At 63.3% G+C, this 23,131-nt stretch carries 18 protein-coding genes, 2 tRNA genes and 1 rRNA gene; 17 read left to right on the forward strand and 4 right to left on the reverse strand.

Annotated features, from left to right (window positions below; genetic code table 11):
- From KZJ38_RS30250 to KZJ38_RS30270, 5 genes are all read left to right on the forward strand, one after another.
- Complete coding sequence (locus tag KZJ38_RS30250; RefSeq protein ID WP_219800751.1) at positions 1-1,563, forward strand: S53 family peptidase; 1,563 nt, start codon at positions 1-3, stop codon at positions 1,561-1,563.
- Between the two features lie 58 nt (positions 1,564-1,621).
- Positions 1,622-3,295 carry a S10 family peptidase gene (locus KZJ38_RS30255; protein WP_219800752.1) on the forward strand — a complete coding sequence of 558 codons (1,674 nt, stop codon included), beginning with the start codon at positions 1,622-1,624 and terminating at the stop codon, positions 3,293-3,295.
- Between the two features lie 165 nt (positions 3,296-3,460).
- Complete coding sequence (locus KZJ38_RS30260) at positions 3,461-4,084, forward strand: hypothetical protein (protein ID WP_219800753.1); 624 nt, start codon at positions 3,461-3,463, stop codon at positions 4,082-4,084.
- Between the two features lie 82 nt (positions 4,085-4,166).
- Positions 4,167-4,490, forward strand: coding sequence for a hypothetical protein (locus tag KZJ38_RS30265; protein WP_246642082.1), 324 nt, complete (start codon positions 4,167-4,169; stop codon positions 4,488-4,490).
- Positions 4,491-4,761: 271 nt separating this feature from the next.
- Positions 4,762-5,037 carry an RNA-binding protein gene (locus tag KZJ38_RS30270; protein WP_219800754.1) on the forward strand — a complete coding sequence of 92 codons (276 nt, stop codon included), beginning with the start codon at positions 4,762-4,764 and terminating at the stop codon, positions 5,035-5,037.
- 18 nt (positions 5,038-5,055) lie between these two features.
- Here the strand turns inward: KZJ38_RS30270 and nadE are convergent, their stop codons facing one another.
- Positions 5,056-5,922 carry an ammonia-dependent NAD(+) synthetase gene (gene nadE, locus KZJ38_RS30275; RefSeq protein ID WP_219800755.1) on the reverse strand — a complete coding sequence of 289 codons (867 nt, stop codon included), beginning with the start codon at positions 5,920-5,922 and terminating at the stop codon, positions 5,056-5,058.
- 612 nt (positions 5,923-6,534) lie between these two features.
- Between nadE and KZJ38_RS30280 the strand changes: the two genes are divergently transcribed.
- On the forward strand, positions 6,535-7,608 hold the full coding sequence (locus KZJ38_RS30280; protein WP_246641839.1) for a L,D-transpeptidase: 1,074 nt from the start codon (positions 6,535-6,537) through the stop codon (positions 7,606-7,608).
- A 135-nt stretch (positions 7,609-7,743) separates the two neighbouring features.
- Here KZJ38_RS30280 and KZJ38_RS30285 read toward each other — a convergent pair whose 3' ends face one another.
- Positions 7,744-8,622: a DMT family transporter gene (locus tag KZJ38_RS30285; RefSeq protein ID WP_219800756.1), complete on the reverse strand. Its 879-nt coding sequence runs from the start codon at positions 8,620-8,622 to the stop codon at positions 7,744-7,746.
- Positions 8,623-8,840: 218 nt separating this feature from the next.
- Positions 8,841-10,394 carry an ABC1 kinase family protein gene (locus KZJ38_RS30290; RefSeq protein ID WP_219800757.1) on the reverse strand — a complete coding sequence of 518 codons (1,554 nt, stop codon included), beginning with the start codon at positions 10,392-10,394 and terminating at the stop codon, positions 8,841-8,843.
- Between the two features lie 222 nt (positions 10,395-10,616).
- On the opposite strand from KZJ38_RS30290, the gene KZJ38_RS30295 reads away from it, so the two are divergent.
- Positions 10,617-11,372 (forward strand): DeoR/GlpR family DNA-binding transcription regulator, encoded by a 756-nt coding sequence (locus tag KZJ38_RS30295; RefSeq protein ID WP_219800758.1) that lies wholly within the window; start codon positions 10,617-10,619, stop codon positions 11,370-11,372.
- Between the two features lie 48 nt (positions 11,373-11,420).
- Here KZJ38_RS30295 and KZJ38_RS30300 read toward each other — a convergent pair whose 3' ends face one another.
- Positions 11,421-12,584, reverse strand: coding sequence for a 2-aminoethylphosphonate--pyruvate transaminase (locus KZJ38_RS30300; protein ID WP_425518384.1), 1,164 nt, complete (start codon positions 12,582-12,584; stop codon positions 11,421-11,423).
- Between the two features lie 378 nt (positions 12,585-12,962).
- Here KZJ38_RS30300 and phnS point away from each other — a divergent pair, with 378 nt between their 5' ends.
- From phnS to KZJ38_RS30350, 10 genes are all read left to right on the forward strand, one after another.
- Entirely contained in the window at positions 12,963-14,051 is a 1,089-nt protein-coding gene (gene phnS, locus KZJ38_RS30305) for a 2-aminoethylphosphonate ABC transporter substrate-binding protein (RefSeq protein WP_219800759.1), read from the forward strand.
- An 80-nt stretch (positions 14,052-14,131) separates the two neighbouring features.
- A complete protein-coding gene (gene phnT, locus KZJ38_RS30310) occupies positions 14,132-15,232 on the forward strand; it encodes a 2-aminoethylphosphonate ABC transport system ATP-binding subunit PhnT (RefSeq protein WP_219803718.1) in 1,101 nt (366 codons plus the stop codon).
- Positions 15,210-16,157: a 2-aminoethylphosphonate ABC transporter permease subunit gene (gene phnU / locus KZJ38_RS30315; protein WP_219800760.1), complete on the forward strand. Its 948-nt coding sequence runs from the start codon at positions 15,210-15,212 to the stop codon at positions 16,155-16,157. Before phnT ends, phnU begins: the two co-directional genes overlap by 23 nt.
- On the forward strand, positions 16,157-17,020 hold the full coding sequence (gene phnV / locus KZJ38_RS30320; RefSeq protein ID WP_219800761.1) for a 2-aminoethylphosphonate ABC transport system, membrane component PhnV: 864 nt from the start codon (positions 16,157-16,159) through the stop codon (positions 17,018-17,020). The genes phnU and phnV overlap by 1 nt, the downstream gene beginning before the upstream one ends.
- Before the next feature lie 139 nt (positions 17,021-17,159).
- On the forward strand, positions 17,160-18,458 hold the full coding sequence (gene phnA, locus KZJ38_RS30325) for a phosphonoacetate hydrolase (RefSeq protein ID WP_219800762.1): 1,299 nt from the start codon (positions 17,160-17,162) through the stop codon (positions 18,456-18,458).
- A complete protein-coding gene (gene phnY, locus KZJ38_RS30330) occupies positions 18,455-19,954 on the forward strand; it encodes a phosphonoacetaldehyde dehydrogenase (RefSeq protein WP_219800763.1) in 1,500 nt (499 codons plus the stop codon). The genes phnA and phnY overlap by 4 nt, the downstream gene beginning before the upstream one ends.
- Before the next feature lie 4 nt (positions 19,955-19,958).
- Positions 19,959-20,519, forward strand: coding sequence for a phosphonate degradation HD-domain oxygenase (locus KZJ38_RS30335; protein WP_219800764.1), 561 nt, complete (start codon positions 19,959-19,961; stop codon positions 20,517-20,519).
- A 649-nt stretch (positions 20,520-21,168) separates the two neighbouring features.
- Positions 21,169-22,699: ribosomal RNA gene (locus KZJ38_RS30340) — 16S ribosomal RNA — on the forward strand.
- A gap of 66 nt (positions 22,700-22,765) precedes the next feature.
- Positions 22,766-22,842, forward strand: a tRNA-Ile gene (locus KZJ38_RS30345).
- A 92-nt stretch (positions 22,843-22,934) separates the two neighbouring features.
- Positions 22,935-23,010 (forward strand) — tRNA-Ala (locus KZJ38_RS30350).
- Positions 23,011-23,131 lie beyond the last annotated feature (121 nt).

A 23,131-nucleotide genomic window follows, 5' to 3' on the forward strand; every position in this document is an offset into this window, starting at 1 on the left:
ATGGGCAAGCATCCATTGCCGGGCAGCGAGCGGGCGGTCACGGAAGGGTCGACAGTAGTCGGCCAATGCGATCCGGCGGAAAAAATCGAAGCGGTCGTCATGCTGCGCCGCCAGGACGAACAGCAGTTCGAACAACTGGTGCGCAGGATCGCGTCGGGCGCGCCCGGCGCCACGCCGATCTCGCGCGACGAACTCGAAAAGCGCTTCGGCGCGTCGGCGGCGGACGTCGCGAAGCTGAAGGACTTTGCCGCGCAGCATGGCCTCGATGTGGTGCGTGAAGATGCCGCTGCGCGCACCGTCGTTCTGAGCGGCACCGTCGCGCAGTTCCAGGCCGCATTCGACGTCCAACTGCAGCATTACGAGCATCACTCGATCGGCCTTTACCGCGGGCGCACCGGCGCGATCAGCGTGCCCGACGACCTGCATGGCGTGGTCACGGCCGTGCTCGGCCTCGACAACCGTCCGCAGGCGCGTCCGCACTTTCGCATCCGGCCGCCGTTCAGGCCCGCGCGTGCGCAGCCCGCGGTGTCGTTCACGCCGTTGCAGCTCGCGTCGCTGTATCACTTTCCGCAAGGCGACGGCGGCGGCGAATGCATCGGCATCGTCGAGCTTGGCGGCGGCTATCGCATGTCGGACCTCAACGCCTATTTTTCGAGCCTCGGCGTGAAGGCGCCGAAAGTCGTGTCGATTGGTGTCGATCAGGCAGGCAACGATCCGACCGGCGACCCGAACGGTCCGGACGGCGAGGTGACGCTCGATATCGAAATTGCCGGCGCGATCGCACCGGGCGCGACCCTCGCCGTGTACTTCTCGCCGAACAGCGACGCGGGCTTTATCGATGCGATAAGCCGCGCGGTGCACGATACGACGCACAAGCCGTCGGTCGTCTCGATCAGCTGGGGCGCGCCGGAATCGACGTGGACCAAACAGTCGATGCAGGCGTTCAACGACGTGCTGCAGTCGGCCGCGGCAATCGGCGTGACGGTCTGCGCGGCATCGGGCGATAGCGGCTCGGGCGACGGCGTCGGCGACGGGCGCGACCATGTCGACTTCCCCGCATCGAGCCCGTATGTGCTCGCGTGCGGGGGCACGAGCGTCGAGGTGTCAGGGCAGGCCATTTCACGCGAAGTCGTCTGGAACGACGGGGCGAACGGCGGCGCGACGGGCGGCGGGGTCAGCGCGGCATTTGCGATTCCCGCGTGGCAGGAGGGTTTGTCGGCGGCCGGCTCGCACGGCGGCAAGACGCCGCTCGCGAGGCGCGGCGTGCCCGATGTCGCAGCCGTTGCATCGCCTGCGACCGGCTACGACGTGCTGATCGGCGGGCAGAACACAGTGGTCGGCGGCACCAGCGCGGTCGCGCCTTTGTGGGCCGCCCTGATCGCGCGCATCAACGCGGCGAAAGGGCAACCGGCGGGCTTTGTCAACGCGAAGCTCTACAAGGCGGCGCGTGTGTGCAACGACATCACGCAAGGCAATAACGGCAGTTATGCGGCCGTGTCGGGGTGGGACGCCTGCACAGGTCTCGGCAGTCCCGATGGGGCGAAGGTAGCAGCGGCGCTTTAGGCTCGGCCCGTGGCGCACGCGGTGTGGTTCTGACGGTAACGCATTCTATGGAGCGATCATGGCAAACAACGAATCGGCTTCCGGCGGTCTGCAGTCGCCTCATCCTTCCGACACGCCGTCTGCGGCGGCGGGTGAGAGCACACCGCACCGCGCCGGCGACCAGCCCTTTTTCGATCCCGTCGCGTACGGCAACGGTCCCGACGATTCGGTCAGCGACTCGAGCGAAAACGCGGCGATCACAAAGCATTCGATCACCATCGGCGGCAAGAAGATCAACTACACGGCGACGGCCGGACATCTGGTGACCGTCGATCCGAGCAGTTCGCAGCCGAACGCGAAGATCTTCTATGTCGCGTTCACGCAGGACGGCCAGAAAGAAGAAGCGCGTCCGCTTACGTTTTTCTATAACGGCGGGCCCGGTTCATCGTCGGTCTTCGTGCTGCTCGGCTCGTTCGCGCCGCGGCGTATCAAGACGTCGATGCCGAACTTCACGCCGCCCGCGCCGTATCAGATGGAGGACAACCCCGATAGCCTGATCGACACGAGCGACCTGATCTTTATCAATCCGGTCGGCACCGGCTATTCGGCCGCCATCGCGCCGCACCGGAACCGCGATTTCTGGGGCGTCGATCAGGACGCGGATTCGATCAAGCAGTTCATCAAACGCTATCTGACGAAGAACAATCGCTGGAACTCGCCGAAGTTTCTGTTTGGCGAATCGTATGGCACGGCGCGCAGTTGCGTGCTGGCGTACCGGCTGCACGAAGACGGTGTCGATCTGAACGGCGTCACGCTGCAGTCGTCGATTCTCGATTACACGCAAGCGGGCAATCCGGTCGGCGCGCTGCCCACCGCCGCAGCGGACGCGTGGTTTCACAAGAAGCTCGGCGTCGCGCCGAGACCCTCCGATCTCGGCGCCTTCACTGAAGAGGTCGCGCAATTTGCCCGGACCGACTATCTCGCGGCGTTACGCAAGTTCCCAACCACGGACGACGCGATCGTCGAAAGGCTGAGCGAGTACACCGGCATCGACAAAGCGACGCTGCTCGCATGGAGTCTCGATATCGCGGCCTACGATAGCCGCGGCAATTCGCTGTTCCTCACCACATTGCTGAAATCGAAAGGACTCGCGCTCGGTTCATACGACGGCCGCGTCACCGCGATCGAAACCGGCATTGCCGGGCAGATCGATCCGAACTCGGGTGGCAACGACCCGACCATGACGGCGGTCACCGGCGTCTATACGACGATGTGGAACACGTACCTGAACGAGCAGCTGAAGTTCACGTCGAATTCCGCATTCACCGATCTCAACGACCAGGCTTTCCAGAACTGGGACTTCAAACACATCGACCCGACCGGCGCGCAGAAGGGTGTCGATGACAAGGGCAACGTGGTGCTCTATACGGCGGGCGATCTTGCCGCGGTGATGGCGCTCAACATCGATCTGAAGGTGCTGTCCGCAAACGGCTTCTACGATTTTGTCACGCCGTTCTATCAAACCATCATCGACTTGCAGCGCATGCCGCTCGTGAGCCAGCAGGTGCGCGAGAATCTGGCCGCGCGCTTTTATCCGTCCGGTCATATGGTCTATCTCGACGGGGCATCGCGTACCGCGCTCAAGCATGACCTTGCGCAGATGTACGGGTCCGCGGTCAGCAACACGGCCGCGGTGGGACGCATTCGCGCATTGCAGGCGCGCAAGCTGGAGCGAACGGAGAAGCAGGTATAGAAGAGCGGTCGCGCGTCGCGAAAGGTTGCGGACACAATCGTTTCAGGCACAAGCAAGCTTGAATTCGAGGCCTTTCAGGCCGGCGAATTCGCAGCAGGGTTGCCGAGTATGTTTTAATTGGCCTGCGAATTGACCCATCCGTGCCGGTCGACGGTGCGCTGACCAATGAACGAAGGCAATGCAGACAGGCGCGGCAACGCGCACCGCATCAGTAGTCGTATCGAGTCCACCGATCATCCCGCCGCCCATGTATGCCGCGCCGCGCGAGGCGCGCGGTGCGCACGCGGCGCCGCCATCGCTGTGCTCTGCATCTCGGCGGCGCTGCATGGGCGCGCAGCTTGCGCGCAGGATGCGTCGATGCTCGACGAGCGCGTCACGCAGCAGTCGGTGGCGGACACCATCTGCAAACCCGGTTATGCAGATACCGTTTCGCCGCCGGTCGACGAAATGCTCGCGCACAAAAACCGGTTGCTTGCGCAACGAGGCATCGATGCCGACGACAGCACCGAATATGCGCTGGACCGGCGCGTGCCGATCGTGCTGGGCGGCTCGCCCGATGCGACCAGCAATTTCGATCTGCTGCCTTGGGGCGGGCATCGCGGCGAGCGCCGCAAGGAATTGCTGGCCGCGAAGTTGAAGCGTTGCGTCTGCGCCGGAAAGATGAGCCTGAGCGCTGCTCAGGCGGCGATTGCGGGCGACTGGCCCGCGCAATATGCACGCCTGCGCCGCGCGCCGTGCGAAGACGGCCATGTCGGCATGACTACCGACGGTGACGACGACGGCTCGTGATGCGCAGGTCCCGATCAGGAGAATACCTATGACGAAGCTGAAGACCAGTTTGATCGCGCTTGCCGCGGCATCCGGCTTCCTGATGTTGAACAGTGCGTTTGCATCGGCCGGCGCGCCGCTCAAATGCCGCACTGGCGACCCTCTGCACATTCGCGGCGACGCGCCCGCCGCGATCAGCTACGATGTGTACAGCCAGCTGTATCCGCTATCCGCGAAACGGCTCGCGCTGTTCGAGGCGGCGGGTACGGTGAAGCGCCTGCCGGAAGGCCTCGACGTCTGCGAGATCGCGGACGACGGCGTGGCCGACCCGTCCGCGGTGCTTGTGCGCGGCCCGCACGACAAGATGGCGTGGTGGGTCAGTGCAGACCACGTCGAGTCAAACGTGGCGAACAACGCGAACGACTGAGCAGCCGGCTGCGCGCCGCGAGTCGGGTGGCGACCTGGATCGCCACTCAGGTCGCGACGCAGGTCGGAACTCAGGTCGCAAGCCGGTCGGCGCAATCGGGGCACGGTTCTCGCACGCAGCCTGTCGCAATGCGAATGCGATAGAGGCGGCAAATGCGACAAGCGCGGCGAGAGTGTATGCGGCACTTCAAAGGAGTGTGCGACATGACGGCGTCTTACCTGCACCCGGCCGCGGCGCGATCGCCGCGCGGGTTTCGTTGCGCGGGAGCTCCATGAACCTGATCGTCTGGAATATTCCCGAGACCTGTTCCGAGCAGGACGTACGCGAGTTTCTCGAGCACGAGCTCGGTCACTACGCGAAGACCGTCACCGTGTTCGAGCAGGGTACGTCGAACGCGTATGCGAATGTCGAATTGAATGCGGAAGTGCCTTACGTCGGCGATGTCATCGCGCAGCAGGTGCACGGCAAAATGCTGTGCGGCGTGGCGTTGCAGGCGAGCGCGACGCCATTCAATGAAAATCCGGCGCCGCCCCCGAAAAGCGTGTAGCCGTGCGCCGTGGTGTTTTCACGGCCGGGGCGCAGGCGCTTCCCAGTCGAACGGCGTGTAAGGCAGCGCGCGCTTGTGACGCGTCGCCTCGTAAAAACGCATCACGGTCTGATACACCGCGTCGCTGACGGGCTTGCCTTCGAGAAAGTCATCGATGTCCTCGTAGCGGATGCCGTACGCGTCTTCGTCGGGACGTTGCGGGCGCAACATTTCGAGGTCGGCGGTCGGCACCTTGTGCGCGAGCGCGTCGGTTGCGCCGAGCGCCTGTGCGACCGCGCGCACGCGCCGCTTGAACAGGCCCGCCAGCGGCAGCACATCCGCGCCGCCATCGCCGAACTTCGTAAAGAAGCCCATCACCGATTCCGCCGCGTGATCGGTGCCGATCACGACGCCGCGGCGCGCGCTCGCCACCGCGTATTGCGCAATCATCCGGCTGCGCGCCTTGATATTGCCGTGCACGAAGTCCTGCTGCTCGTGGCTTGCGAAGCGCAACCCGCTTGCGTCGAGCGACGCGAGCATCGCGTCGGCGGCGGGCTTGACGTCGACGGTCAGCACTTCGTCCGCGCGAATAAACGCGAGCGACTGCTGCGCATCCGCTTCGTCGTGCTGCGTGCCGTATGGCAAGCGCATCGCAACGAAATGCGCCGCGTAGTTTGCCGCGCGCAGCCGTTCGACGGCCAGTTGCGCGAGACGGCCCGCGGTCGTCGAATCGACGCCGCCGCTTATACCGAGCACGTAGGTGGCGAGGCCGTTCGCGCGCAAATAGTGCGCGAGAAAATCGACGCGCCGCTCGATCTCGTGGGTGGCATCGAACGTTGCGCTGACATGCAGTTCGGCTGCGATGCGTTTCTGGCGAGCAGCGGGGTTATCGTCATGGGTGTTCATCAGCGTTCTCCTCGGTACGGAAGTTGCGCCTGGGCACAGATGCGAGCATGCGGAGAGTCTGGTTTAATGTGGACAGCCTGTCTCCGATTATGTTCGTCAGACGCTTTAATTTGCCTGACGCATTCGCGGTGCTAGTCGTGGCGCCATTCGTGGTGCATTTGCCGGCATTGCTCTGGCGTATTGCTTCGATTGCTTCGTTTCGTATTATCGCGGCCGCGCGCTGGTTCAGTTGAAACTCAATCAGTCGAAACTGAGTCAGTCGAAACAGGCGGTCGGGACGCGCAGTCAAATTGGACTGATGTTTGTCCATTCCATGCCTGATTTTCATGTTCCTGATTTCGGCGCATGACACATTGTCGTCGAAAGATCTGCAAGGGCGAGCTCCGCGCGGGTCTTCCATGTGCCGTGAGGGTCGGCGCGCAGTCAGGCCCAAGCGGGTTTGCGTACACAGCGATGAAGAACAACAAGTTCTGCCGGCTCGCGAAACGCGCGCTGGAATTCGAGAGCGGTAATAACGGACGCGATGCGATTCGTCGAATGCATTGCGTCGGTAATGTTGCGCGGCTGAATCGGGACATGGGTTTCGCCGCCCGAATTGTTTCGAAATGTACAGTGGCATGGCGACGCGTATTTGCCGCCGCGTTTTCCAATATGTTTATCGACCGGTTTGCTGGCCTGCTTGCGGGCGTGTTCGCCAGCCTGTTTGCAAGCGCGTATGCCCGCGCATTTGCCAGCATATTCGCCAGCGCCTTTGCCAGACCCGTCACGGCGCTTGCCGCATCCATCGCCATCCTGTTTGCCTTTACCTCTGTATGCGCGCCCGCATTTGCCGTCGGCGCGCCGCAGCCGCGCGCACCGGCGTCATGGTCCGCGCTCGAGTCCCAGGTCGCGGCGCGCGATGCCGTCGGCGGCGCCGATCCGCGGCAGGCGTTTCTGATGCGCGACCTGTTCGAGCATGATGTCGCGCGCCGGCTGAAAGTACCGCTTGCCGATCAGCGCGTGTATGGCATGCGGCTCGAGGCGGCGCTCGATGCGAACACGCTCGGCAACCTCTCGGGTGAGTATGTGGTGCTCGTCGATCGCAACCCGAACGTGCAGGCGCTTTTTATCTATTTTCGCGCGATACCGGCCGACGATTGGCAACTGATCGGCGCGTCGCCGGTCGCGACCGGCAGGCCGGGACAGTACGACCATTTCATCACGCCGCTCGGTGTGTTCGAGCACACGCCGGACAATATGGACTTTCGCGCGGAAGGCACGATGAACGCGAACGGCATCCGCGGCTACGGCCGGCACGATCTGCGGATTTTCGATTTCGGCTGGGCGCAGGGCGAGCGCGGCTGGGGCAAGGGCGGCATGTCGCAGATGCGCTTTCAGATGCACGCGACCGATCCCGACAAACTCGAGCCGCTGCTCGGCATCCGCCATTCGAAGGGCTGCGTGCGGATTCCGGCCGCACTCGATCGATTCCTCGATCACTACGGCATTCTCGATGCCGAGTATCAGGATCTCGTCGATTCGGGACGCTCGCTGTGGGTGCTGCACGCGGACCGGCAGATCACGCCGTGGGCGGGGCGCTTTATCGTCGTGGTCGACTCGGCGCGCAAGACGAGGCCGGCATGGTCGCCCGCGCCAAGCAGCACGCTGCGCGCGAAGATGCCGGCCGGTGCGGATACGGCCGATTGATTGGGGCCGGCGTCAGGGTTGTGGCGGTCGCGGTCTCGGTCCGTGACGTCTTCGCCGTCGCTGTTCGCAGGCCGCGCTCACCCGAGCGATGCAGTGCCTGGGGGCGAGATCAACACCGACCGCCACATCATCGGTTCACGACTTCGATCTCGCCAGCAGCACGCCGACGAGCGCGACAACAAATCCCGCGATCTGAATCGGCGTTAGCGTCTCGCCAAAGCCCACATAGCCTTCGATCGCTGCAAGCGGCGGCACGAGAAACAGCAGCGCCGTCGCGCGCGATGCATCGCCGCGTCTGACGAGCCAGACGAGCAGCGTCAGGCTGACCCCCGACAGCATCACAATGCCCCACGCAAGCGACACCCATAACGTCGGCGACGGAATCCAGCGGTGCTCGCCGAGCGCAAGCGCGAGCAGCGCGGCGACGAGCGCCGCACCGAAGTTCTGCACGGCGCTCGAACTGCGCAGATCGGCGCTTGCGAGCGAAGTCTTCTGAAACAGCGTGCCCGCGGTGATGGCCACGACCGCGAGGACCGAGACCGTGACGACGAGCCACGCGGGCGCATGTCCGTGCGTCGCGGGCAAACCGGCCGCGGTGAGTTTCGGTTCGAGCACGAGCGCGACGCCGGCGAGGCCGAGCGCCATGCCGCTCCAGCCGCGTCGCGACAGGCGTTCGCCGAACAGCGGCGCGGCGACGGCCGCGGTCAGAAGCGGTTGTAGCGCGCCGAGCAAGGCCATGACGCCGGCCGACATGCCTTGCGCAATCGCCCAGTAGCCGGCGCCGAGATAGACGCCTTGCAGCAGCGCACCCGCGACCAGATGCTTGCCGAGCGCGCGGCCGGTCGGCCAGACGGCGCGGCCGATCAGCGCCGCGCACGCGAAGAGCAGGGCGGTGCCCGAAAAGCGCGCCAGCAGAAACAGATTCGGGTCGGCGTACGGCGCGATCGCGCGCGCGACGACGAAGCCAGTCGACCACAGGACGACAAATACGACCGCATTGATTGAAGCGAGCATGACACCGACGGCAACAGGAGCTGAGAGGTTCGCAGTATCGCGAAGTGGCGTGCCGGCTGTCTTGTTCGAAGCTGCACTGCCGCCGGCCGGCGACGCTGCGCCGCCGTCAACGTTAGCGTCATCGTCAGCGTCACCGTTGCCGTCGCCGTCAGCGCTAGCGCCGCCGTCATCGTCACCGCCACCGTCGTCACACGCTGCTCGCCGCCTGCCCGTCCTCGCTACATCAACAGAATCGCCAGCGCGCCGAGCACCGCGCCGCACGCCGTGCAGGCCCACAACAACGTACGCGTGCGCCGATACTCGCGCGTGACTTCGCCGACCAGCTGCACATGTTGCCGCGCGGTCGCAACGGTGTGTTGCTGTTGAAGATAGCGAATCGCAAGCTGCGGCACGCGCGGCACCAGATGCGCGAGATGCGGCAGTTCCTGCGCGAGATGCTTCGCCCAGCCGCGATGATCGAAATCGCGCCGCGCCAGATCGGCCAGCACGTGACGCGCGATATTCCAGCTGTCGACGCCCGGATGAAGCGCATTCGCCAATTCTTCAGCCTGCTCGAACGCGCGTTGCGCGGCGACCAGACGCGGCGGCGCACAGCCGTCGAACGGAGCAACCGCATGCAGCAGATGATGGAACAGCGGGCCTGCATTCCGCTCGTGCGACGCGCCCGCAAAATGCGCTTCGGCACGCGTACGCAGTTCGGCCTCGAGCTGTTCGGTGCGCGCGTCGGACGGAACGTGACCGGCGTTGCGATGCAGATCGGCAAGGCGTCCGTAATGCTGGCCGAACAGGGCCGTTGCGCCGTGCACGAAGAACGAGCGCTCGTCGCTCGACAGATTCGACATCACGGCGAAGTCGCCGAGCACGAGCTTGCCGTGCGTCTCTTCATCGACGCTCACGCGCACGCGCCGGGCGTCGAGCGCCGCATGGAAGAAGCCGTGCTCGAACGCCTCGTGCGTGGCGACTTCGATGATGCGCGCGGCGAGCGCCGGCACGCTCACGCGATGCGCGGCGAGACCGGCGAAGTCGGTCACACGCACTGTCTCGATACGCTCGATAACGAGCGTCGCGTCGCCGCACAGATCCCAGATGACGGTCGGCACGACGACGCGCGAATCGTCGGCGAACAGGTGCGCGGTCTGGCTCTGGTTGGCCGCCTCCGCGCGCAGATCGAGACGGCGCATGATCTCCTGCGTGAAGGTCTCGGCCAGTTCGCGCACGCGCAGCTTGCGCGCCGCGCGCGAAAGCTTTTCGAGCCAGCGCGCGACCCAGCGCAGCAGCGCCGTTTCGTCGGCGATCTGCGTGCGCTGCGCGACACGCAGCAGCTTGATCTCGACTTCGCGGTGGCCGTCGATCGGCGAGGCGAGCCGCGCGAGATGGATTTGATGCGCAAAACCACTTTCAACGGCGCTCAGATCGATCGATTCGAAGAGCGTCGGTAACGGCCGGCCGAACGCGGCAGCAAGCGCCTTGCCCGCGGCGTCGGGTGGCAACGGTTCGAGCAGATGGTGGACCGAATCGAGTGCATCGTGCAGCGTGCCGGAGGCGAGCTCGGGACGCGTCGCGAGCGTTTGCACAAAGCTGCCGGCCAGAGGGCCGAGCAGCGGCAGCACGCCGTGCACGCCGGCGCGGCCGCGTTCCGACGCATGAACGCGCTCGATCAGCGAGACGATCCAGTGCACCTTGTGGTCGGCGGGCGCAGCGAGCCAGATCAGGCGTGCACCGAAACGCAGGGCGTGAAACAGCAGGAGCAGGCGGCGAAAGAAAGACGGCATCGGCTAAACGGTCGGCAGAGCGCACGGGGCAGTGCGTGGCATAAGGGGGCAAGCTTAGCAGGGATGCGCCTTCGGGCACACTGGGTGCTGAGCGATCGGTTGCCGCTGCCCCGCCACATCTGGACATGCTCGGGCCCGGCGCACCGGCCTGTGCCACGTAATACAATACGCCGGCCTCCTGAACTCACACGAGCCGACCACGAGCGGCCGCCCAAGAGAGAGATGCTCGCCGAACAACGCTATCAATACATCCTGTCGCAAGTCTCGAAGAACGGCGCATTGTCGGTGGCGGAGCTCGTGCGCGAGCTCAACGTGTCGCGCGAGACGATCCGGCGCGACCTCAATACGCTCGCCGAACGCGGCCTGATCGTGACGACGCATGGCGGCGCTTTATCGAGCGACCGGCGCGAGCCCGACGTCGATGTGCGCGAAGCGGCCAATGCGGCTGCCAAGCGCGCAATCGGCGAGCGCACCGCGCAGCTCGTGCCGGATGGCGCGTCGCTCATCATTGATTCGGGCAGCACCACGAATGCGGTTGCGCGTGCATTGATGATTCGTCATCGGCTGTCGGTCTATACGAACGACTGGCGCATCGCGCTCGTACTGGGACGTCGCAACGAGAACCGCGTGACGCTGCTCGGCGGCGAGCTGTCCGATATCGAAGACGCGGCATTCGGGCTCGATACGATTCATCAGCTGTCGCAGTATCACGCCGACTTCGCGATCGTCGGCGCGGGCGGCATCACGCCTGACGCGCATCTGTCCGACTACTCGCGCATGGCAGCCGAAGTGCGCGCGAAGATGGTCGAAGCGGGGAATATCGTGGTGGTGGTCGCCGACAATTCGAAGTTCGGGCGCGTGACGCCGGTGCGCATTCGCGGCCTCGAGCGTGCACGCTATGTGGTGACCGAGGTGGCGCCGGAACGTGCGCTGGCCAAGGCGATTACCGCGCGCGGCCCCGAGATCCTGATCGCCTGATCAGCGCGAGATCGGGCGCAGGTTCCTCCCGCGCCCGCTGCATGTCCGTTAGCGGACGCGTATCCCTAACCGTTCAAGCGTCCTGCCGATCGCCGCGACCGCATTGTGCATTTCATTGACGTCGATGGCGCCGATGCAGCCGACGCGGAACGTCTCCACCTGCGTGAGCTTTCCCGGATACAGCACATACCCCGCATCGCGCACGGCCGCATAGAACTCCGCGAAATTCCACTTCGCGTCGCGCGGCGCGTGAAACGTGACGATCACCGGCGCCTGCGCATCGGCGCACAGGAAGGTCCGGAAGCCGAGCGCCTGCATGCCGTCGATCAGCGTCGCGCAGTTGCGCGCATAGCGCGCGCCGCGCGCACGCTGTCCGCCTTCCGAGAAAAACGTATCGAGCGCGCGGCGCAGCGCGGCGACGACATGCGTGGGCGGCGTGAAGCGCCATTGCGTCGTCTTCTTCATATACGCGTACTGGTCGTACAGATCGAGCGCCAGCGACCGCGAGCGGCCTTCGCTCGCATCGAGCACGTCGCGCTTCACAATCACAAAGCCCATGCCGGGCACGCCTTCAAGACACTTGCCGCTCGCGGACACGAGCGCATCGATGCCGCCCGTGCGCAGATCGATCGGCAGCGCGCCGAACGAACTCATCGCGTCGACAATCAGGCTTTTGCCGTGCCGCTTGCAGAGCGCGGCGATCTCATCGAGCGGATTGAGCAGGCCCGCGCTTGTTTCGAGATGCACCTGCGCGACGTGCGTAATACGCGGCTCGCGCGCGAGCGCCTGTTCGAGCGCCGCGACGGTGACGGGCTCGTCCTCGCGCAACGGCAACTCGACACATGCGATCGACAGCCGCTGCAGGATCCGCACGATACGCGCGCAATACGCGCCGTTGTTCGGCACGAGCACGCAGCCGTCGCGCGGCACCAGCGTGCCGAGCGCTGCTTCGACCGCAAAGGTTCCGCTGCCTTGCAGCGGCACGCAGACATAGTCGTCACGGCCATGCGCGATATCGACGAGGTCGTTGCAGACGCTTTGCGTGATCCGGTTGAAGGCGGCGTCCCACGAGCCCCAGTCGCGCAGCATCGCTTCGCGTGTCGTGGGCGATGTGGTGAGCGGTCCTGGCGTCAGCAGGATCGGATCGTTTCCGAGAATCACAGAGGTTCCTTTCGTTAAGCGGGCGGCCGTACCGGTGCAGCGCGACTGCATTGGTATGTTGGCGTTTATTGGCAATGTGTGTCAAGTTGTGGCGTTTTTGAGAATCGTCACGGAATTGTCACGGAAACCTGTGATTCTTGCCCCTGCCTGTCGAAAGACGGCAGGCGGCGGATTCGTCAGATCAGGAGCCGCTTCCGCCGGACCGCGGTCAGCTGTGCAGTTGCCCGCAGTTGCTCACAGTTGCCCGCAGTTGCCACTGGTCAGTCAGATAGTCAGCAAGGTTGGGGTTGGCAATCTGTGTTACGCCAGGCGGACCAGATATACGCGGCGCGGCCTTGCACGTTCGCGCGCCGTACAAACAGAACAGATTCGGGCAGCCCGATGCGCCGGGTTCGGCCATGGGCATTTCGCCCCTTTGGAGAAAACGACATGAGATCGACGAATCAACCTCGCGCAACCGCCGGCATCGTCCGCAAACTGCTGCCGGCGCTTGTCGCGGCAGCGGCGTTCGGCGCGAGCCTGTCCGCGCATGCGGCCGACGCGGTCGTGCTGTACACGGCCGATGGCCTCGAGAATCTGTACAAGGACGTGCTGCCGGCCTTCGAGAAGAAGGAAGGCATCAAGGTCAATATCGTCACGGCGGGCAGCGGCGAAGTGGTCAACCGCGCAACCGTCGAAAAAGACTCGCCGAAGGCCGACGTGCTCGTCACGCTGCCGCCGTTTATCCAGCAAGCGGCGCAAACCGGTCTGTTGCAGAACTACCAGAGCGTGAACTACAAGAACGTGCCGGCCATCGCGAAGGCGTCGGATGGTGCGTGGGCGACCTTCGTCAACAACTACTTCTCGTTCGCGATCAATCCGGAAGTGGTCAAGAACCAGCCGAAGACGTTCGCCGATCTGCTGCATCCTGACTACAGCGGCAAGGTCGCGTACTCGAACCCGGCCACGGCCGGCGACGGCATGGCGGTGATCATCCTGACCACGTCGCTGATGGGCGAAGACAAGGCGTTCGACTACCTGAAGAAGCTCGAGGAGAGCGCGAAGTTCCACACGAAGGGCACGGGCTACCTCGACGTGCTGCTGTCGCGCAACGAAATCGCGGTGGCGAACGGCGACCTGCAGATGGATCTCGACGATGCGGCGAACGGCGGCCTTACGCTCAAGCCGATCTTCCTCGCGGCCGACGCCAAGGGCCAGCCGACCACGTTCCAGTTGCCGTACGCGATCGGTCTGATCAAGAACGGTCCGAACACGGCCGGCGGCAAGAAGCTGATCGACTATCTGATGTCGAGCGACGTGCAGGCCAAGGTGCCGGACATCTTCGGTATTCCGGCGCGTAGCGACGTGGCGCTCTCGGGCAAGAACGGCGCGGCGGTCAAGCAGGCGATCTCCGGCGTGAAGCTGATTCCGGTCGACTGGAACCAGGTGATGGCGAAGAAGGCCGACTGGACCGCGCGCTGGAAGAACGATGTGATCGGCAATTCGGGCAAGCAGCTTGAAGTCGTGAAGCCGAAATAAGTGGCTTGCTTTACGCTTCGCTTCGTTTCGCCTGGCCGCAGTAGCGATTGTCCATCAGTGAAAAGCGGGAGACGAACCCGGTGAATACCGCGAGTCTTGATCACGCCGGCGCGCTCGACGCCGGCCTCGAATCACCGGGTATCGCGCGCGCCAACGCTCCGGACGGCGTGCGGATCGAGCACCTGACCGTGCGCTTTGGCGCGCGCACGGTGCTCGACGATCTGTCGCTGACCATCGAGCGCGGCGAACTGCTGACCGTGCTCGGCCGCAGCGGCTGTGGCAAGACCACGCTGCTGCGCTTTATCGCCGGCTTTATCGAAGCGGACGGGTTGTCCGGCACGCTGACGGTGGCCGGTCACGACCTCACGCATGTTCCCCCGCACAAGCGCAATCTCGGGCTGCTGTTCCAGAGCTACGCGCTGTTTCCGCATTTGTCGGTATTCGACAATGTCGCGTTCGGGTTGCGCGCGCGGCGCGTGACGTCGAAGGAAATCGCGCGTCGCGTCGCCGATGCGCTGAAGCTCGTGCAGCTCGGCGATGCGGGGCATGTGATGCCCGCGCAACTGTCGGGCGGTATGCAGCAGCGCGTTGCGTTGGCGCGCGCGCTCGTGATCGAACCGGACGTGTTGCTGCTCGACGAGCCGTTGTCGGCGCTCGACGCCAATTTGCGCGCGTCGGTGCGCTCCGAACTGAAGGCGCTGCACGAGCGGCTGCCGAATCTGACGATTGTCTGCGTGACGCACGATCAGGACGATGCGCTCGTGCTGTCCGATCGCACGCTGCTGATGCGCGAAGGCCGCATCGCGCAGCTCGGCACGCCGCAGCAGTTGTACGACACGCCGGACGATGCGTTCGTCGCGCGGTATCTCGGCGCGGCGAATCTGCTGCCCGCGCATGTGGCGTTTCCGCTCGGCGATGCGCGCCATACGGAACGCGAGCGGGTTGCGTGTCTGCGGCCGGAGTCGCTGCGTATCATGCCGCTCGGGCAAGGGCAGCTGCATGGCACGATCGCGTCGGTCGAATGGTATGGCGCGGTGCTGTCGGTGTCGGTCGTGCTCGATGCGATGCCGAACGAGCATGTGCTCGTCACGATGCAGCGCGTGAGCAGCATGACGCCGGAGAAGGGCGCGCGCGTGTCCTTGCACTACGAGACTGACGATGTCGTCCTTATCAAGCCCTGACGCGCTCGGCGCGGCTGCCGGCGCCGATGGTACTGGTGGCGCCGATGCGCGCCGCGCGGCGAGCGCCGCGTTGCATGCCGCGCAGAAGCGCCGGCGGACGCGCGCGTCGCAATGGCGTCTGCTGTTTCTGGCGGTTTTCGTACTCGGGCCGCTTGTCATCTATCCGCTTGTGCGGCTCGTGTTGTTGAGTTTGTCGGGCGCGCACGGCGTCAGTCTGCAGGCGTACTCGAAGTTCTTCGGCAATCCGGAGACGAGCGGCGTGATCGGCACGACGCTGTGGATTCTCTTGCTGAGCGCGGGGCTTGCTTCGCTGCTTGGCGTCGCGCTTGCGGCATTGCTGTTTTTCCGGCCGTTTCCCGGCGCGCGGCTCGTGACGCGGTTCCTCGAACTGTTCGTCGCGTTCCCGTCGTTTCTGGTCGCGTTCACGCTGATTTTTCTGTACGGCTCGCAGGGCTCGGTCAGCATCGGGCTGCAGCGGCTCTTCCATTTGCAGGCGCCGCCGCTCGATTTCCTGTTCGGCATCGGCGGCGTGATTCTCGCGGAAGTCGTGTTCTATGCGCCGTTCGTCGTGCGGCCGACGCTCGCGTCGTTCGCGATGCTCGATATGCGCTTGATCGAAGCGGCGCGCAGCCTCGGCGCGAACAGCTGGATGGTCGCGTGGCGCGTGATCGTGCCGCTCGCGTGGCCCGGCATCGCGGCCGGCACGATTCTCTGCTTCCTGCTCACGCTCAACGAGTTCGGCATTTTGCTCGTGCTCGGCAGCGCGCGTCTGATTACGCTGCCGGTCGCCATCTATAGCTCGGCGACCGTTGATCTCGATCTGCCGACCGCGGCCGCGGGTGCGGTTGTGATGCTCGCGATGTCGTTGTCGCTCTATGCGCTATACCGCCAGGTCAACCGGCGCACCGCGGGAGGACGACGCTGATGGCGACGCCGCAAGACAAGGTTGTGCTGCCTGCGATTCGTCATCGCGCGCGTCCGGTGCAGCGCGGTCTCGCCGCGCGCATCGCGGGAGGCGCATTCCTCGCGTTCGCTGCGTTGCTGTGCTGCTGGCTGTTCGTTTTACCGGTGATCGTCGTCGCGTTGTCGAGCGTCGCGTCGCACTGGTCCGGCACAATCCTGCCCGATGGTTTCAGCATGCGCTGGTTCGAGCGCCTCGGATCGAGCGATTTCGATGCGGTCACCACGAGTCTCGAAGTCGGCTTCGGTGTGGCGATACTCGGCACGGCGCTGGGTTTGTGGCTTGCGCTGGCGCTCGAAGGGCGCGACCGGCGCGGGCTCGGCGCGCTCGTCGATACGATTGCGATGATGCCCAACGGCGTGCCGAGCGTTGTGCTGGGGCTCGCGGTGCTGATCGCGTATCACAAGCGGCCGGTGGATCTGTCGAGTTCGGCGGCGATCGTCGTGTTCGTGCAGCTCGCGCTCGTATTGCCATTCTGCTATCGCTGCGCGGCCGCGGCGCTGCGGCCCGAGCTGACGGTGCTGCGCGAAGCGGCGGCGAGCCTCGGTGCGCCGCCGTCGATGGTGCTGCGCACGGTGGTGCTGCCGCAGCTCGTGCCGGCGATCCGCGCGAGTCTCGCGCTCGGCTTCGCGCTGTCGCTCGGCGAACTCGGCGCGACGCTGACCGTTTATCCGCCGGGCTTCGCGACCGTGCCGATCGTCGTGGTCGGGCAGGTCGAGCGCGGTTATTACCTGCCGGCTTCGGCGCTGGCGCTGATTCTGCTGCTGGTTTCGCTCGCCGCGTTGCTGCTGATTGCGGCGCGCGTCCCTAAACGGCGCGCGGACTGATTCACACCGTCCGCGCAGTCGCATTCCAAAATTTTCGCGTGGTCTCGTTTTTGCTGGATTTTCGACGACTTTATATGTGGCAAAATGTGTCGAAATGACAGAAAATGTGGAAACGCACTCGCATTAATGGAAGCACGCAATGGCTAGTCAATCCGCTGAAGCGACCCACGTCCACGCTCTGACGAGCATTGAGGTGAACGGGCGGAGGTACCGGCTGCCCGACACGCCGACCGTCGTCGTGTGTGTCGACGGCTGCGAATACGACTATCTCGAAGCAGCGGCCGCGGCCGGTGTGGCGCCGTATCTTGCGCGGCTGCTGGCCGGCGGCGCGGCGTTCAAGGGCGATTGCGTGATTCCGTCGTTCACGAACCCCAACAACCTGTCGATCGTCTGCGGCGTACCGCCTTCGGTGCACGGCATCTGCGGCAATTACTTCTGGGACCCGGATGCGAACGGTGGCAAGGGCGGCGAAGTGATGATGAACGACCCCGCGTATCTGCGCGCGGGCACCTTGCTTGCCGCGGCTTCGGAAGCGGGCGCGGCGGTTGCCGTCGTGACGGCGAAGGACAAGCTGCGGCGCCTGCTCGGCTGGCAAATGAAAGGCATCTGCTTTTCGGCGGAGAAAGCCGATGCGGCGACGCTCGAAGAAAACGGCATCGATCACGTGAGTGAGCTGGTCGGCTTGCCGGTGCCGGATGTGTATAGCGCGGGCCTGTCGGAATTCGTGTTTGCGGCGGGCGTGCGGCTCGCGCAAACACGCAAGCTCGATCTGATGTATCTGTCGACGACCGATTACGTGCAGCACAAGAGCGCGCCCGGCACGCCTGACGCCAATTCGTTTTACGCGATGATGGACCGCTATCTTGCGCAGTTGCATGAGCTCGGCTGGACGATCGCGCTGACTGCCGATCACGGTATGAATGCGAAGCACGATCCGGTGACGGGCGCGCCCAATGTGATCTATCTGCAGGATGTGCTCGACGACTGGTTTGGCGCACGCACCACGCGCGTGATCTTGCCGATTACCGATCCGTATGTCGTGCACCACGGCGCGCTGGGTTCGTTTGCGACGGTTTACCTGCCTTCGTCTTCTGCGTCTTCTTCTTCGGGCGACGTCGAGGCGGTGATCGCGAGACTTGCCGCGCTGCCGGGTGTCGAAGTCGTGCTCGACAATCGCGCGGCTTGCGAGCGCTTTGAACTGCCGAACGATCGTGTCGGCGACATCGTTGTGATCAGCGAGCGCGACGTCGTGCTCGGCACGCGTCAGGCCGAACATGACCTGTCCGGCCTGACGGTGCCGTTGCGCTCGCATGGCGGCTTGTCTGAGCAGCAGGTGCCGCTCGTCTTCAACCGGCGCGTCGTGAATTGGCCCGCGAATCGACGCATGCGCAACTTCGATGTGTTCGACGTCGCGCTCAACCATCTGGTGATCTCATGAACGCTGTGCTCGCCGAACATCGGAACGAACAGGCGGTTGGTGATTCGCGTACCCGTTCGAATGATCATGCGGCTTTTCGTGAGGAAGCGTTGAGGCTCGCCGGCGCGCGAGCGCGGCGCGAACGCACGCTCGATGTGTTCGATCCGTATAGCGGGCTGCGCGTCGGCAGTGCGCCGCTTGCGTCTGTCGACGATGTGCGCGCGGCATTCGAGTATGCGTACGCGTATTCGGCGAAGCTCACGCGTTACGAACGCTCGCAGATTCTCGAGCGCGCCGCGGCCTTGCTGCGCGAACGCGCAGAGGCTGCGTCGGATCTGATCTCGCTCGAATCGGGCCTGTCGAAGCAGGATTCGCGTTATGAGATCGGTCGCGTCGCCGATGTATTCAAGTTCGCTTCGATCGAAGCGCTGCGCGACGATGGCCAGAGTTTTTCGTGCGATCTGACGCCGCATGGCAAGCGTCGTCGCGTATTCACGCAGCGCGAGCCGCTTGCGGGGGTGATTGTTGCGATCACGCCGTTCAACCATCCGATGAACCAGGTCGCGCACAAGATCGCGCCTGCGATCGCGACCAACAATCGCGTCTTGCTGAAGCCATCGGAGAAGGTGCCGCTCTCGGCGTACTTTCTGGCGGATCTGCTGTACGAAGCGGGCTTACCCGAGCCGATGCTGCAAGTGCTGACCGGCGACCCTCGCGAAATCGCCGATGAACTGATCACGCATCCGCTTGCGGAACTCGTGACGTTTACCGGCGGCGTGTCGATCGGCAAACAGATCGCGGCGCGCGCCGGCTACCGGCGCGTTGTGCTCGAACTCGGCGGTAACGATCCGTTGATCGTGCTCGAAGACGCCGATCTCGAACGCGCGGCCACGCTTGCCGTGCAGGGTTCGTACAAGAACTCGGGGCAACGGTGTACCGCAGTCAAAAGAATACTCGTGCAGCGTAGCGTGGCGGCGCGTTTTACCGAACTGGTCGTCGAGAAGACGCGTGCGTGGTCGTATGGCGATCCGTTCGATGCGTCGAACCAGATGGGCACCGTGATCGACGAGACCGCGGCGCGTCTGTTCGAAGCGCGCGTCAATGAAGCGATTGCGCAAGGCGCGCGGCTGCTGACCGGCAATCAGCGGGATGGCGCGTTGTATGCGCCGACGGTCGTCGATTGCGTCGACCCGTCGATGACGCTGATTCGCGAAGAAACATTCGGGCCGGTTTCGCCGATCGTCGCGTTCGATACGCTCGACGACGCGATTCGAATCAGCAATGGCACGCCGTACGGTTTGTCGTGCGGCGTGTGTACGAACCGGCAGGATGCGATCCTGCGTTTCATCAATGAATTGCGGGTCGGCACGGTGAATGTGTGGGAAGTGCCCGGCTATCGCGTCGAGCTCACGCCGTTTGGCGGCATTAAAGATTCGGGGCTCGGCTATAAGGAAGGCGTGCAGGAGGCGATGAAGAGCTTCACCAATCTCAAGACGTTTTCGTTACCGTGGGAGTGACATCGTGGCTTTGAGTCTTAGCGACATCCGTGAGTTGTTCGAGCATCACGGGAGTCTGAATTATGGCGGCGAGCAGGTGAGTCAGCTTGAGCATGCGTTGCAGTGCGGCGCGCTGGCAGAAAAGGAAAATGCGGGCGATGAACTTGTTGCCGCCGCGTTTCTGCATGACATCGGGCACTTGCTGAATCGCCGTGGGCCAACGCCGACTGCACGCGGCGTCGACGATCTGCATCAGTTCTTTGCGCTGCCGTTCTTGCGGCCCGTGTTGCCCGATGCGGTGCTCGAGCCGATTCGCCTGCATGTCGATGCGAAGCGCTGCTTGTGCGCGATCGACGATACGTACTTCGGCAAGCTGTCGCCGGATTCGGTGCGTAGCTTGAATCTGCAAGGTGGCATCTTTAGCGGCGAGGAAGCCAAGGCGTTCTTGAGCAAGCCGCATGCTGAAGGCGCGCTGCGGTTGCGTCGGTGGGATGATCTCGCGAAGGTGGCGAATACGGTGACGCCCGATGTCGATCACTATCTTGGCGTGGTTGAGCGGGTGATGGAGAGGCGGGCGGTGGCTTGATTTGAGCGCTTGTGTTTTTGCTTGCAGTTTTGGTTGTCGTTTTGTTTGTCGTTTTGCTTGTCTTTCTGCTTGTATCTGCGCTTTCGTTTCTTAAGGATTGAGCTGTTGCATGAGGGCCTGTGAAGTGCTACTTCACAGGCCCTCATGCTTTTGCGAAATACCGCTTGCGTCGTGTCATGCAAGTGACTAGAATTCCGGTCTTTCGCGCTTTCGACGGTCTCTTTGTGAGGCGCAGTTGAAGTAGGTGCGAAAAATTGAAGCAAGCGGGATCGCCAGTAATGGCGGGGCTTTCGCGGGGTGCAGCAGGTTGGAAGAAGTTAAAAACCTGTTGACGATGTGAGTGATAGCCTGCATAATCTCGCTTCTCTGCTGCAGCGAGCGGCAGACACGAAAGGGCGGTAGCGGCTGGGTGGTTTCAGCCGGGTTTTAAAGCCCTTTGCGTGATGCGATCTTTAACAATTCACAGCCGATAAGTGTGGGTGCTTGATGGCGACGCACGATGACCTCTCGGGGTCATTGCATAGCGAAAGTATCAAGTGTCTCACACAGTATTGAAGGGTCTCTTTAGAGAGATCCAACTGTCAGTACGTTGAGTGAGCGACCGGTTCTTTAGCAGGAAACTGCGGAACCGAAAACAGTAACAGGCATTGAACTGAAGAGTTTGATCCTGGCTCAGATTGAACGCTGGCGGCATGCCTTACACATGCAAGTCGGACGGCAGCGCGGGGGCAACCCTGGCGGCGAGTGGCGAACGGGTGAGTAATACATCGGAACGTGTCCTGGAGTGGGGGATAGCCCGGCGAAAGCCGGATTAATACCGCATACGCTCTATGGAGGAAAGCGGGGGATCTTCGGACCTCGCGCTCAAGGAGCGGCCGATGGCGGATTAGCTAGTTGGTGGGGTAAAGGCCCACCAAGGCGACGATCCGTAGCTGGTCTGAGAGGACGACCAGCCACACTGGGACTGAGACACGGCCCAGACTCCTACGGGAGGCAGCAGTGGGGAATTTTGGACAATGGGGGCAACCCTGATCCAGCAATGCCGCGTGTGTGAAGAAGGCCTTCGGGTTGTAAAGCACTTTTGTCCGGAAAGAAAACTTCGTCCCTAATATGGATGGAGGATGACGGTACCGGAAGAATAAGCACCGGCTAACTACGTGCCAGCAGCCGCGGTAATACGTAGGGTGCGAGCGTTAATCGGAATTACTGGGCGTAAAGCGTGCGCAGGCGGTGATGTAAGACCGATGTGAAATCCCCGGGCTTAACCTGGGAACTGCATTGGTGACTGCATTGCTGGAGTATGGCAGAGGGGGGTGGAATTCCACGTGTAGCAGTGAAATGCGTAGAGATGTGGAGGAACACCGATGGCGAAGGCAGCCCCCTGGGCCAATACTGACGCTCATGCACGAAAGCGTGGGGAGCAAACAGGATTAGATACCCTGGTAGTCCACGCCCTAAACGATGTCAACTGGTTGTCGGGCCTTCATTGGCTTGGTAACGTAGCTAACGCGTGAAGTTGACCGCCTGGGGAGTACGGTCGCAAGATTAAAACTCAAAGGAATTGACGGGGACCCGCACAAGCGGTGGATGATGTGGATTAATTCGATGCAACGCGAAAAACCTTACCTACCCTTGACATGTACGGAACCCTGCTGAGAGGTGGGGGTGCCCGAAAGGGAGCCGTAACACAGGTGCTGCATGGCTGTCGTCAGCTCGTGTCGTGAGATGTTGGGTTAAGTCCCGCAACGAGCGCAACCCTTGTCCCTGGTTGCTACGCAAGAGCACTCCAGGGAGACTGCCGGTGACAAACCGGAGGAAGGTGGGGATGACGTCAAGTCCTCATGGCCCTTATGGGTAGGGCTTCACACGTCATACAATGGTCGGAACAGAGGGTTGCCAAGCCGCGAGGTGGAGCCAATCCCAGAAAACCGATCGTAGTCCGGATCGCAGTCTGCAACTCGACTGCGTGAAGCTGGAATCGCTAGTAATCGCGGATCAGCATGCCGCGGTGAATACGTTCCCGGGTCTTGTACACACCGCCCGTCACACCATGGGAGTGGGTTTTACCAGAAGTGGCTAGTCTAACCGCAAGGAGGACGGTCACCACGGTAGGATTCATGACTGGGGTGAAGTCGTAACAAGGTAGCCGTATCGGAAGGTGCGGCTGGATCACCTCCTTTCCAGAGCTTTGCGTCTTAAGTTGAGCACTCACACTTGTCGGCTGTGCATTGAAGGACAGGCTGAAGGGGTCTGTAGCTCAGTCGGTTAGAGCACCGTCTTGATAAGGCGGGGGTCGCTGGTTCGAATCCAGCCAGACCCACCATGTCGGCTGCCGTTAGCGCTTCAGCGCTTACGGAAGCCCCACCCCCGAAGGGGGCGGAAGGTGGAGAGCAGATCCCTTGAAAGTTGTCGTGCGGGGGATTAGCTCAGCTGGGAGAGCACCTGCTTTGCAAGCAGGGGGTCGTCGGTTCGATCCCGTCATCCTCCACCAATCCCCAATACAGAATCTGCTGGTCAGCTGACCGGAGATTGCGTATTGGCGATTGCGCCAGTCAGTATCGAGTGCGGTAGTAGCGCATATCGGCTGTCGTTCTTTAACAATCAGGAAGAAG

This window comes from Paraburkholderia edwinii (assembly GCF_019428685.1).
GTDB classification, from domain to species: Bacteria; Pseudomonadota; Gammaproteobacteria; order Burkholderiales; family Burkholderiaceae; genus Paraburkholderia; species Paraburkholderia edwinii.